Annotated in this window: 8 protein-coding genes, 1 pseudogene and 1 CRISPR repeat array; of the genes and pseudogenes, 1 reads left to right on the top strand and 8 read right to left on the bottom strand. The window is 32.8% G+C overall.

The annotated features are described in order from the left end of the window. Nucleotides 1–237 precede the first annotated feature (237 nt). A pseudogene (locus ACS3UD_RS14220) lies at nucleotides 238–1370 on the top strand (IS3 family transposase). Nucleotides 1371–1626: 256 nt separating this feature from the next. Continuing rightward, nucleotides 1627–2639: direct repeats of the CRISPR family, unit length 30 nt; unit sequence GTTTTATTCTCACCACTGTGAGTACAGTCC. Between the two features lie 179 nt (nucleotides 2640–2818). Here the strand turns inward: ACS3UD_RS14220 and cas13c are convergent. From cas13c to ACS3UD_RS14180, 8 genes are all read right to left on the bottom strand, one after another. Then, the gene (gene cas13c, locus ACS3UD_RS14215; protein ID WP_440977676.1) at nucleotides 2819–5932 is read right to left on the bottom strand and encodes a type VI-C CRISPR-associated RNA-guided ribonuclease Cas13c; all 3114 of its coding nucleotides are present in this window, start codon (nucleotides 5930–5932) and stop codon (nucleotides 2819–2821) included. A gap of 321 nt (nucleotides 5933–6253) precedes the next feature. Then, complete coding sequence (locus tag ACS3UD_RS14210; RefSeq protein ID WP_440977675.1) at nucleotides 6254–7288, bottom strand: helix-turn-helix domain-containing protein; 1035 nt, start codon at nucleotides 7286–7288, stop codon at nucleotides 6254–6256. A gap of 186 nt (nucleotides 7289–7474) precedes the next feature. Continuing rightward, entirely contained in the window at nucleotides 7475–7921 is a 447-nt protein-coding gene (locus ACS3UD_RS14205; RefSeq protein WP_440977674.1) for a single-stranded DNA-binding protein, read from the bottom strand. A 56-nt stretch (nucleotides 7922–7977) separates the two neighbouring features. Further along, complete coding sequence (locus tag ACS3UD_RS14200) at nucleotides 7978–8217, bottom strand: hypothetical protein (RefSeq protein WP_308138986.1); 240 nt, start codon at nucleotides 8215–8217, stop codon at nucleotides 7978–7980. Nucleotides 8218–8221: 4 nt separating this feature from the next. Next, nucleotides 8222–10231: a C40 family peptidase gene (locus ACS3UD_RS14195; RefSeq protein WP_440977673.1), complete on the bottom strand. Its 2010-nt coding sequence runs from the start codon at nucleotides 10229–10231 to the stop codon at nucleotides 8222–8224. Beyond that, nucleotides 10231–12585: a VirB4-like conjugal transfer ATPase, CD1110 family gene (locus ACS3UD_RS14190; RefSeq protein ID WP_440977672.1), complete on the bottom strand. Its 2355-nt coding sequence runs from the start codon at nucleotides 12583–12585 to the stop codon at nucleotides 10231–10233. The genes ACS3UD_RS14195 and ACS3UD_RS14190 overlap by 1 nt, the downstream gene beginning before the upstream one ends. Next, nucleotides 12566–12970 carry a PrgI family protein gene (locus ACS3UD_RS14185; protein WP_440977671.1) on the bottom strand — a complete coding sequence of 135 codons (405 nt, stop codon included), beginning with the start codon at nucleotides 12968–12970 and terminating at the stop codon, nucleotides 12566–12568. Before ACS3UD_RS14185 ends, ACS3UD_RS14190 begins: the two co-directional genes overlap by 20 nt. Beyond that, the gene (locus ACS3UD_RS14180; RefSeq protein ID WP_440977670.1) at nucleotides 12971–13837 is read right to left on the bottom strand and encodes a hypothetical protein; all 867 of its coding nucleotides are present in this window, start codon (nucleotides 13835–13837) and stop codon (nucleotides 12971–12973) included. It abuts the gene before it with no gap. Nucleotides 13838–13853 lie beyond the last annotated feature (16 nt).

Here is a 13853-nt window from a genome sequence, read left to right as displayed (position 1 = left end):
TTATATGATACATAAACATGGTCTTTTATAAGAGAAGATGCTAAAGATTAGTCTCTTCTCTTATTTGTTTTATAAAAGTTAATGAAAATTTTTTTGTATTCATTCTTCAAGAAATATTACAAGCTGAGGACGAATTTCACCCCATTTATGTAATATATATGGTGTTAGTATATAAATGTGGACACGAAAAGTTTAACACGATAAAATATAAATACAATGAAAGGTGCGTGTTAAACAATGTCCAAAAATGGTATCCGTTATACGGATGAATTTAAACAACAGATAGTAGATTTGTATAATTCAGGAAGCTCAGTAGCTTGCCTGAGCAGTGAATATGGCGTGGCAACAGTAACGATATATAAATGGATTAAGCAATTAAGTCCAGTCAAGGTCACTGGTAATGAGGAATTGACTGCTAAGGATTACCAAGCAATGAAAAAACGCATTGCAGAGCTTGAGATAGAGAATGAAATATTAAAAAAAGCTACCGCCATATTCGCAAGAAAACAATAAAAGAAGTCGTTGCTTTTATTGAAAATTACAAATCAAAATATCCTGTAAAACTTATATGCAAAGCCTTAAAATTTCCGAGAAGCACATATTACAAGGCTTTAGTTAATATACCTTCTAAACGTCAGCTTGAAATGGCAAAACTAAAAGCTGAGATTAAACAAATCTGGAAAGAAAGCAAATCCAGGTATGGAGCTCCAAAAATCCATAATATCTTAACCAGTCGTGGCATAAAAGTAAGCCTTAAGCGTGTTCAGAGATATATGAGTGCAATGGACATTAAATCCATAGTTGTTAAAAAATTTCGTTATCACTCAGAAAAAGTTACATCAGATGACAAATAAAATATCTTGAACAGAGACTTTAAAACAATTAGCATCAACCAAAAATGGTGCACTGATATCACCTACATTTATACCATTAAAAATGGCTGGACTTATTTAGCTTCAGTCATGGATTTCCATAGCAAGAAGATTATCGGTTACGCATACGGAACTTCAATGACAGCTAAATTAGCTGTAAAAGCTGTTAAAAATGCCTGCATGAATGTTAGTGATACAAAAGGCATTATTCTGCACAGCGATTTAGGTACACAGTACACAAGCCGTTTATTTGAAGACTATTTATCCTCAAAAGAAATTATTCATTCCTTTAGTAGGAAAGGTAACCCATATGATAATGCATGCATTGAGTCTTTCCATTCTATACTTAAAAAGGAAGAAGTAAACCATCACAGATACTTTGATTTCAATGTTGCCCGCAAGGCAATATTTGAATATATCGAATCCTGGTACAACCGTAAAAGGATTCATGGTGCTATAAATTATATGACTCCACAGGCTGCTCATGAAGCTGCCTGAGTGGTGTAAAAAAAGTTAAACTTTTTGTGTCTACTCTATTGACACAAGTCCAATATCATAGCCAAATACATAGTTTAAAAAGACTGTAGCTAGTAGAAAATACAGTCTTATTTTTTTAACTTTTCTAAGTTACCTATTAAATCCCTCAATTATATTAGTTATATAAGCCAGTCTCCTTGTTCTTTCTAAACACTTGAAATATTTTAAGAAATTATACCAATTATCTCTTCGATATTTTGACATATCATATTTCATGGTTTTAATCTCACTCCTGTGAATACAGTCCTCAATGTTTCTTGCGACCTAAAATATTCTACCTAGTTTTATTCTCACCTCTGTAAGTACAGTCCAAAAATTATCTGAAGATTTCATTAGAGAATTTAAAGAGTTTTATTCTCACCACTGTGAGTACAGTCCGATTGTCATACGGTCCTCGGATTGCTTCACAGGCTTGTTTTATTCTCACCACTGTGAGTACAGTCCAGAGACAGTACCAAAAGGAATATGACAAAGTAATGAAGTTTTATTCTCACCACTGTGAGTACAGTCCAGGAATATACGGACAGGCTAGGGATTAAATACATAGAGTTTTATTCTCACCACTGTGAGTACAGTCCTATAAAATTTTATGGGATATTATCAATAGATACAGGTTTTATTCTCACCACTGTGAGTACAGTCCTTTTATTTGCAGCTGTTTTTTTTATTTTGCAAAAAGGGTTTTATTCTCACCACTGTGAGTACAGTCCATCTGAGGATATAACATATAGAAATCTAGAGTCCAGTTTTATTCTCACCACTGTGAGTACAGTCCGTAATTGCGCTTAGCCAATTGAAGAGAAATGACAAGTTTTATTCTCACCACTGTGAGTACAGTCCGATGAAATGCTTTCAAACAAAGTAAATTTGAATAAGTTTTATTCTCACCACTGTGAGTACAGTCCGCGATTGATTCAAGCTTTTTCAACTCCTCGATTGAGTTTTATTCTCACCACTGTGAGTACAGTCCTTGCCACTCAAATATGCACTTTGCAAATCTCTAAAGTTTTATTCTCACCACTGTGAGTACAGTCCTCCAAATGGACTGGTTACATATATTTCCTTTAGAGGGTTTTATTCTCACCACTGTGAGTACAGTCCAGATTTTTCCATCTCTTCTGTGGTTATAATACCGTTTTATTCTCACCACTGTGAGTACAGTCCTGCCTTTCAGAGGACTAAATTTGACCTCTAGGGGTAGTTTTATTCTCACCACTGTGAGTACAGTCCCCGTCATCATTATAATACTTAAATTTCAATATGTCTATCAACCTATTTTGTCTATCTTTATTAATCCATCATATTTTTATTAAGTTAAAGTTACATTACATTAATATTCTGCTATTTTTCAATCGTTTTTGTTTATGTCGATCCCCCTACATTTTTGCATTATTACACATCGACAAAATTTATGATACAATAAATTTCACGTTTTGAACATAATTTGATTCTAGATTAATTGTTTGTACTTTTTTTTCAGGATGCCTGTCTTTATCAAATTTTATTATTAATGACTTATTATTAATTTCAAAATTAAAATCATCTAAAGCAGCAAAATTCGTTGTATATATTTTTTCTCCTTTATTTTTACAATATTTAATTTTAATTTCTTTGTTTACATTACTTCTCTTCCCTTTATCGTAAACATTAATGTTGACATACCTGTATTCACCTGCCCTTATTATATCTAGCAATACTCCTTTAATTTTTAAACTTATACCTCTTCTAACTATACCGGTCAAGTCAGATATATCACTATATAGTACTTTTTTCTGTTTATCCTTTTCCCCAAGAGCCTGACTTGCTTCTTTCAATTCCTTTATCTTTTCAATTGTCTTTTTTATTTTTGTATCAACATTTTTGTTTTCCAAGTGATATTTTCTTAAAACAGTTTCTTTTCTTTTGTTTTCCTCCTGTTCATCAATTACAACATTGTTATGCTCTTCCATTTTCAGATATAATACAAGTTCTTCTTTTTTCATATAATAATCATTTATAATGCTTTTGTTTAATTCTTTCCCTACCGTTTCTTCTTTTCCCCAGCGTTCAATAATATGCTCAACTTTTTCACTAATTGTCTCTCTATTATTAATGCCAATATATGTATCTAGAGGATCAATATATAATTCTTTCATATTAATATGCGCTATAGAATTTCTTATTTTATATATATTATTCTTATTATGGCTTTCTTTATTTAAAGCTAGTTGCATAATTTTAGGAAAAATAATATTTCCCTTTTCCCCCCTACACTTATTTATGGCTTCTTCTAAAGAAATGTTCTCATCTTTTGATATCTTAAACAACCCCTCTATTTCAATATCATTTAAAAGCTTAAAGATTATTTGATAGTTTTTCATAAGTGGAAGCATAAAGGCCTTATAAAATTGTTTAATATTCATATCTTCAGGTAATTCTATGCCATTTTTATTTAAAATTATTTCATTCAATTTTTCTTCTATATAATTATTATCATCTTTACTTAAAAACATTTGACTTAAGCTGTAGTCGACTATCTCAAGCTTTCTTGCATTTTTTTCAAAAAGTCTTAAATCATGAAAGAAAGTATCTCCTTCTGACTTATCTTCTTTATTTATAAAATCAACATGCTTCATATCATAATAGTTTTTCTTTACATGTCCTAAAAAATCGCCTCTTATTTCGTTTGGAAGCAATAAGTGCATAACCATATATAATTTAACCAAATTATTATCTCTGTCTTCAAAAAATATGTCTTCAGTATTCCTGCACTTATAGTCTTTTATTAAATTACTTAAATCTTTGTCTTGCTTTTCTAATATTTTATTAATATATACATCATAGTTTTCAATAAAATCTTTCCTGCAATCATCCTTATTTAAATCAAAGTCATTTAAAAACTTGTCTACCTGCAAATTATACTTTTCCGATATGAACCCAAAAAACAATTGCATTTTATATTGCAACCTATATGTAGAATTTAAGGTTGTCATTGCCTTCATATCTTTATTAAGTTTAGACAATTTTTCGTTTATTTCAATCAAATCTTTTTTATTAGTATAATCAATCCCTTTTTCTATGAGTTTAGTATGGCTATTTACAAAATTCTTCCTTTCAATGTATAGCTCTTTATATGCCTTTGAATCATGTATATCATAAACATACGGCCCTCCAAACCATTTATTTAGTCTTTGGTGTTCATCATATCTTTGCTTTATTAAGTTGTAGGTTCTCTTTTTACTACGGTTTATTTTAAAATCATCTTCTTTTTCTAGTTTTTTTAAAAAGCTATTCATATTTGTGATACTATCATTAAAATGTTTTGTAACAATTCTCTTATATTCTCTATTTTCTTCTCCTGATGATGTTATAATACTATTTACAAGTTTGTTTAACCCAAGTTTTCTTTCGCATATATCCCTATATATATCAAGTACTTTTATTGCATTAACATTCTTGCCTAATACATATATCTTTGAGCTTTTATTAAGATAATTAGTAGCAGCTTTATCCTTAGCCAACTTTATTTTTCTTAACTCCTTAAAAATGTTCAAATTCAATAACTCACTCATCGGTACTTTTTTGTTATTATCCTTTTCAAAGGTCAAGATAAACTCTTCTCCGGAATACAAGGATTTCCAAAATGTATAATCATAATGAAGCATGGCATGTCTAAATTTACAAAATAATAATATTATCTTTTCTAAATCTTTTTTTACAAGCATTTTGTCAATATTTATTTTTTCATCATCTTTTTTACATTCTTCGCTATAAATATTTATAAGTGAAGAATGATTACTAGTAATATTCTCACAACAATTATTAAGGATTAAATCTTTATCAACATCATTTTTACCCTCGTATTTCCATATTTCATTTATGTAAGAATTATATAATAAAAAGTTATTAATCATTTGAAAATAAATAATCATATCCGATCTATAGCTAAGAAATTTATTTATTTTATATATCTCCTGTGAATCTATTTCAAATGTATTATTTATTTCATCCAAATTACCGGAAGCTATTTGCCTATAATAATCTATAGTATCCGCACTCAGCAAAATTCTGTTAGTATCTTGAGCCAATGTTCTTTTCGATCTAATCAAATCATTAGCATTACCACTATCGTATTCCTTAATATCATTTATAGAAACTGTAACCTTAACCTTACCCGACTTTAACGTTTCATATTTGCCTTGTATTGTGTATTCTCTTAAAACAGCACCTGTATTAGAGCTTTTCTTAACAAAATGTAATTTGGTTGAATTATCGTTAGTTGTCACAATAAGGCTCTGTTTTTCTGATTCTTCGCTTGCATAAGTATCATTGTCCTCAAGTCCGTTATATGCATAACCGAAAACAAATTTCATATCTCCGTTTTCATCCGGCTTCGTATCTTTTAATCTTATAACATCTACTCCACCATGTTTTGAATATAAAGCCTTAATTTCTTTAACCCTTTTGTCATCAAAATTTGATATTATAACTCTTACTATTGATCCTTTATTTGATTTCATTTTTACGGTGTCATTAATTTTCATAAATTGCCTTGCCCCCTATAATTATTGATATCCTCTTTTCCAAAACTTTATCTCCAGTACATTATACACCATTATTTACTTGTAAAGTTAATAATATGAAAATTAATAAAACGTAACCATGTAAAATAATTTGCTTACTGAAGAAAAACAATACGGCTACGACCATATCATAGCCTAAACTTAACTATTAGCGAACATATAATGTATTTATATTCATTCGCATACAATTTTCTTTTCAGTAAGCATTATTTTATTGTTTATAGTAAAAGTTAATTATAGGTTCTAGTTATGGGTTGGCTTTTGGTGACCATGGGAGATGTCTTATATTAACCATGGTGGAGGCTTTGTAATGACTATGGGGTCTGATGATAGTTCCTTATGACCTAAGTCTTCAATAAGCTTTCTATTTTTAATTTCTCTCAGTGCTTTTTCTGTTTCTGAGATGCTGATTTTACAGTTATGTGCTATTTTATATTTAGACGGATTTTTTCCACGATTAAGCTTGCTATATGTCTTTACATACAAATATACCATGAGAGCATGTTTTGACAGCTTAAAATTAAAAATATCGCCTCGTATTTTAGTATCCGTATTTTCCTTCGTTTCTTTTTGATGTACGGATTGTTTATCAACTTCTTTAACTTCATTATCATCAAGTAAATTACAATGTTCATTTTTTATTGCTTCATGTTTCTCTACTACAGTGTTGGCTTCCTCATTTACTTCATTAAACTTTACATCATCATGATCTGCTGCTTCGTCTTCATTAATCTTTTTAAATTCATCTATTTCTACCGGATTTATTTCTTCGGTGATTAGCTTATACATATTATTTCTCTTACCTCCATCTTTTCTGAACTGATTAATTTTTAATATCAGTCCACTTTCACACAGTCCTTTTATAGCAGATTTAACACTTGTCTGACTCACTCCGCATGCAGCGGATATTTGGCTTATGGACGGATAGCATTCACTGTCCTTGTTTGCACATGAACAAAGGTACATATACACTACCGTTTCTATTTCCGTAAGTTCAAGTTCAAATATATCTGCCCTTACTTTAAAATAATAATCTCCGGATGTCATAAATGGCACCAAGGTATACATATTTGATGTCTGACTTCTGTTCTCCCTGTATCTGTACTTCTTGTCCAATATACTTGCATCAACAAGACTGTTAATTGCTTTTCTTAATGTAGATAAGGAAATATTACACAACCGGGCAAGTGTATTTCTGGACGGAAAACAGGTTCCTTCACTATTTGAATATTTCTTTATAGCTGCATATACAAGCTTACTGTATACATTTGTTTTTGTATTAAATATATAATTTGACATTGTAATTGTTGCGGTCATTTTTTATCCTCCGAAAAGTTTATTTATTATTGCATCTTTAAAATTTTTGTGATACTATAACTGTAATTTGACAACATTGTATGAGTTGCATTTTTATTCTTAACTGCTCACCGCATATGGGCAGTTATTTTTTTATGCAACAAAAGGCATCCGGATTTCAGATGCCTTTTATGTTGTCACTTGTAATTAAAATGGTATGTCTTCATCATTTACCGGCGTAAAATTATCGTCCGGCAAATCATCAAAAAATGTTGTGTCCGGACTTACATCGCCGTCCTTTGTCCCGTTTGTCCTGTTGCCTCCAAGAAATTCTATTCTGTCGGTTATAACTTCAGTGGTATATCTTTTCTCACCAGACTGTGTAATATAACTGCCGGTAGAAATTCTTCCGTGAATTGCACACTGTCGACCTTTTGCAAGATAGTTGGCACAATTTTCGGCTTGTTTTCCGAAAATAGTTATACCTATAAAATCCGCGGTAGGTTTTCCGGCACTTATTGCTTCCTGTTTCTTATCTTTTGATATCTCTCGATCTACGGCCAAAACAAATTTAGTCACTGCTAAACCGGTAGACGGTATAAATCTCAGCTCGGGATCTCTTGCTAATCTCCCGATTAAAGTTACACTATTCATAGTAACCTCCTACAATTGTATTTTTTATAAAAAAAAACATCTTAAAATAAAATGCCTTAGTTACCTAAAATATCATCCAAGATTCCCGAATTAATCGCCTCTCTTACATCAAGAATTGTATATCCTTTACTTTTAATTACCTTAACCGTTGTTTTCATCTCAAGATTCTCTATATCTTCTTCTATTATTTTAATTTTGTTATTTGACTGTTCTATTTTCTTATTCAGCTCGTCTCTTTTTTTAAGAAGTTTCTCAAGAGCCTGCTTCTCTTTTTCCAGCTTGTCATATAAAGTCATTTAATCACTCCTCGAAATTTACTACTCTTCTAAAATACTTAAATCCTTCATAACTGTTAACCGTTACTCCGGTTCCCCACTGACAATGAGCATATAGGTTATTTTTTTCATCATCCTTACCTATATAAATTCCCACATGATTTATACCGGATGAATTAGGCATCTGTAAAAATGCTAAATCCCCGATCTGAAGATCATCTGCCTTAACTGGATACGCCTGTCCGAACTGATATGCTGTTCCGCCTCCGGACAACATGCTGCCAATACCGGCTGTTTTATATACCCAATCCACATATCCGGAGCAATCAAGGCCAAATGGTCTATATGTTCCTGTCGTATCGCTGCCTTTTGCGGTAACCTTAGTTTTTTCACCCCAATCATCATTCCAACCCGCTGAACTTTTTCCGCCCCAGAAATACTTCACTTTGCCGACAATACTTAAAGCCGTATCATAAAGCTTTTTCTGTTTTAAGTCCGACATTACCGGAGCGTTCTCCATAAGCCATAATATTTCTTCTTGTGTAAGTTCTCCGTACTGCTGAGCAAATTTCGGAAATTGTTCGCTGAAGCTTGATGTCAGTCTTCTAGCCCAAGCCTTTTGCTCCTTATCAAACTTTAATTGACTCATTACAGTTTCCATGTCATTGGAATAAACAGTTATAATTCTTCTTATTTTGTCAACCTCTTCTCCGTTTCTATCGGTCACCTGGTATACTTCAGAGGAAATCTTTATGTCATACAATTTTTCATGCACTTTATGAACAAAATATTTTTCATCGGCTGAGAAAGTCAAGTCCTGTTCATATTTCACTGCTGCCGCCGCAAATATTTCCTGAAAATTTGTATTAATGCCCTGAAGATCCCCTATGTAAACAATATCAACATCATCATAGTCTCCTTCATTTGACAGCTTATTTATTTTTGTCTTAAGCTCCTGATCCAGGAGTTTAACTTCTTCCATGTATTTATCAGCAACATCATTATCAGCCATAAAATACTGTTGGCTTAAAGCAGTTACCATACCTGCAGATTGTGAAGAAATAAAAAAAACGGCTAGCATAATACCAACAAAAACCAGAACCGCTTTTCTCCCGGGAAGAAATATTTCAACAATTTTTTTAGCAGTTTCTGCTATATTCCTAGAAATTGATGAAACACCTTTTTTTGCTACTACCTTCTTTCTCCTGACCCTAGCGGTTCTTATTTTGTTAGAAGGTTTACTTATTTTGGTCTTAACTGTGTCATTGTTACGTGATAGTCCTACAGATTTAGCAGTGCTTTTTCTGTATCTTTCATATTTGTTAGCTTTAGCGGTATAAATCTTATTCTTTATGTATTCTCCTGAATGCAAATTGCTTTTCTTTGTCTTATTAACAAGATTTGATATATCTTTTGATGTATCCTTAACCGCTTTGGCGGTATCATAAGCCTGCCTTACTTCCTTTTCGGCTTTTGCAAAACTTTGAATTCCTAAGTCCGTATCATCTGATTGAAACTGATCGGTAATATGGGTATTCATATTTCTTGCAACTCTCAAGCCCGACTTAGCTCCGTTAGCGGCAGCCTTCCGGATAATTTCATCTTTACCCGTTCCGCCCTTAATTGTGGTATCAATTGTTGACTTTACATCCTTAACCTTATTAACGGTTCTCCTGGAGCATTGCACCGCATCAACGGCGGCATCTACTTTATCCGTTGTGTATATAACCGCTTCTATCCCGGTATCCGGCGTATTATTTTCATCACCCCTGAGACTGTTCTTTATTCCGGAAGATAAACTCCCTGCCAAAGTTTGCGTCCTTCGGCCTACATTATTACTGTGATTCTTTTTATATTCATTTCCATATACTTTACTTCCGGTTCTAAGCCTTTTATAAGGATATTTTAATAAACCCTTTCTTTTTAAATCCTTAACCTTCTCCAGGCTTCCGGAATTAACATGTTTTATTTTAGTTCTGCCGGCATACCGTCTTATATTTTCCTTATAGGACTCATGCTTGCTTTTTATATCCATCAGGCAGCACCCGTTTCTTCCAGTTTTGTTGTCATCATTTTATACAGCTTTGTATCTCTTGGAAAATCATCTACAAAAGGAATGATACTTCCGCCTGTAAATAAAAGTCCCTGTCCCGGATCGGAATTAGTTATATATTCAAGCTGAGTAGACGATATATTAAACATCTTTTCAAGCTCTGCCCTGTCTGTTGCCGCCTGATTAAGCATCATAACAAAATCAGAATTGGCCAGCATACTCCTTGCTGTTTCTGATCTTAAAAGATCTTCCACATTTTGAGTAATTCCTGTCACAACACCTCCGTACTTTCTGGAACGCTTATACAGCTCGTAGAAAAAATTAGCCGAATATTCATTATTAAACAGCAGATACATTTCATCAATATATATCCATGTGTGTCTGCCCTTTTTCCTGTTCTCAACTATTCTGTTCCAAATAGCATCCAGAGTTATGAGCATACCCATCGGTTTAAGCTGCTTTCCCAGATCCTTAATATCAAAGCATATAATTCTGTTATTGATATCAATATTGGTTTTCTTTGAAAATACAGAGAGGTTTCCTATCGCATATAACTCAAGAGCAGTAGCCAGACCTTCAGCTTCAGGTTCTCTTTGTTTTTTCAACACCTCATAAAAGTCCTTCAGTGTTGGAGTCGATTCTTTGTCAAAGCTCTGCATATATTCCTGATATGTAAGCCCAACGCACCTGCCAAGAATAGATTTTTCTTTAGCTGACAGCCCTTCCTTGCCTCCTATAATAGTTTCAAACAAAGATAAAAGGAACTCCGACTTAAGAGAAATTGGATCTTCAGAGTAGTCTATATTCATATCCAACGGGTTAATGTAGTTCCTGCTGTCCGAAGATATTTGAATGACTTCTCCTTCAAAGTTTCTCACCAAATTTGTATACTCTCTTTCTGGATCTATTATTATTACATCATCTCCGGCTCTTAAAATAGCATTAATCATTTCCCGCTTTGCGGCAAAAGATTTTCCGCTTCCCGGTGTTCCTAAAATAAACCCGTTTTGATTTTTCAATGTTTTGCGATTAAATATAATAAGATTTTTAGATATCGCATTTAAGCCGTAGTACATACCTCCCGGCTGAGTCAATTCCTGACTGGAAAACGGAATAAAAACAGCAGCCGCCTCTGTTGTAAGGCATCTGTCCACATACAAATTATTTCGTCCTAAGGGAAGTACCGAATTTAGCCCTTCCTCCTGCTGATAATTCAATGTCCCAATTTGACATAAATGTTTCCTTGCAGTAGATTTTATTGTTTCTGTTTGCTCATCAAGCTTTTGCTTGTCATCACTCATGAGCAATATGGCTACATTAGTTAAGAACAATCTTTGATTTTTGTTCATTACATCTTCAAGAAGATCCTCAGCCTCCCTAAGATTATTTTTTAGCTCATAAGGAATAAATGCATCAAGATATCCGTTTTTAACACTTTTTCTTTGATACTCTATTTTGTTGCTCTCCATGCCGGTTATTTGCCTCTTAATCATCTTCAAAGCATTTTCCGGTTCTATAGCTCTAACATTTATAGTAGTCATCATATTAAAACTAAAATCCGTCAGCTCCGTAAAAAATTGATCATTTAAAAAGGATGGTAAACTTCTTAAGAATACCACCCTTGCATATCTGTTCCCCATTAGAAAATAATCCCTCTTAAATTCAAAACTATCCGGAGCAATTTCATTCTTTATCAAGGAGCCGCTTTTTAACATTGAAGCGTTGTATGAAAAATTACCTATATTATCAGCCCTGTATATATCATGAAGAACTTCAAGTCTTTTATTTATGGGCTGTATCTTTGCATAACTGCCTATGCTCCTTAAAAGTCCCGATATCTCATTTTCCATACGCGAGAAAATATTTCTTGCCTCCGTAATGTCATTGGCCTTAATACTTATTGTAATATACTTTTCCTTTTCTGTATCATTTCTGCCCTTTTGTACTTGACTTATCAGCATTTCATTATATTCTTTACGAAATACATCAAGGTTGTCCCCTCCTTCCTCAAGAACAACCTTTTTTTCAAATTCATGCCTGTTAATAGATTTATTATTCACCGTAATCTGGAGATTAACGGTTGAATTAAAGAAATTAAGAAACTCGCAATATCTGGCAAAAATATTAACTTGCTCTTCATCTCTTGCAGCATGATAATTTATATCAAGAAATTCAAATGACTTTGAAAACTCTCCCTTAATAGATTCTATTATCCCGTCATCACAGGCATTAACTATCGGAACTGTTTTTTGTGCTGTTTTTGAAAAACTTTTTTTCTTAGTTTTTAAATTGCTTTTTTTTGAAGCTTTACCATCCTTACTTTTTCTTAAAAGCATTCTTTTTACCTCCTTTCCTTTTACCATGTTGCCTTATTTTTTCTTCAGCCCGCCTTTTTTGATGCTCATATATAAAAGTATATATGTTTTCTACCTTATATTTTCTCTTGCGCGGCTTCAGGAAATAAAATCTTAAAATGACTTTGAAATATTCTTCAAACGGCATACCGTCAAATTTTATGAAGCCTATAAGGAATATAGGTATACCTGTAATTATAACAAGCCAGCTTGCAATTTCATCTCCAATATACGGCTTAATATATACATACAATGGCACATTAACCGCTACGGCTACAGCCAGACTAATAATCTGTCTTAAATTCAAGCCGGCAAATATAGCCTCTCTGTAATCCCTGATTTCTTTAGGTATTTTAATTTCAATCATTTAATGAGCCCCCATTATTTGTCTTGCCCATGATTCAGATTTTGAAAGAACATATATAAGCATAATTGACAAGGATATGGACATTCCAACTCCAAAATCAGAAGTATCCGCTGCACCTATCAATGTTTGGGCAAGGCCTCCAAAAATCATACAAATTATTACTATAATCAAACCATGCAGGCATATTGCAAAATAGCGCCTGAAAAATCCCTTCGCCGTGCCGGCATATTCCTCACTGCTTAAAGTAGCTATAGGGATCGGCGAAACAGCTGTAAATATACAAATTTCAACTATCCTTCCATAGCAAATAACAAACACCATTAAATTTAATATAAAACTGACAATACTTATAGGAGTGAACTGTGTCTGAAATACAATTCTTTCAATAAAATTCATTTTATCTATTTGTTCCGCAAGTGCTGCCGTATCAACAATTTTTATTGACGCTACAGAAAAATCCACTTTAAGAATTAAATCAGTTGCTATGCCATACACCATATTAAGTAATTCAAAGCTTTTTTCCATAACTGCCTTTGCAATAATCATTTTCAAAATAAGCCTGATTATATCCTCTATCCTTATGATCCTAAAAGACAATGATTTATTCATAAATCCAAGAAGAAAAAATAAGGTAAGAAGGCTATACCCCATGGGAAGTATAGCATTGTGTACACTCGATACAACATCCCATATGCCTTCCATGGAATCTATAGGATTTGTTACTAAATCAACAGCTCCCTGAATAATGTCATTTAACTTGTTAAATGTTTTGTCCAGGTTGTCAACAATACTCTCCGGCGAAAGATACTGCCAGCCGAATATTCCAAATAAACCTCCTCCCAATAATGAAGCAATAATTGTTCCCATTTAGTCACTTCCTTTC

It is taken from the genome of Sedimentibacter sp. LTW-03 (assembly GCF_052059825.1).
Classification (GTDB): Bacteria; Bacillota; Clostridia; order Tissierellales; family Sedimentibacteraceae; genus Sedimentibacter.
The sequence above is the reverse complement of the archived record's forward strand: the minus strand, read 5'-3'. Positions and strand labels throughout refer to the sequence as shown.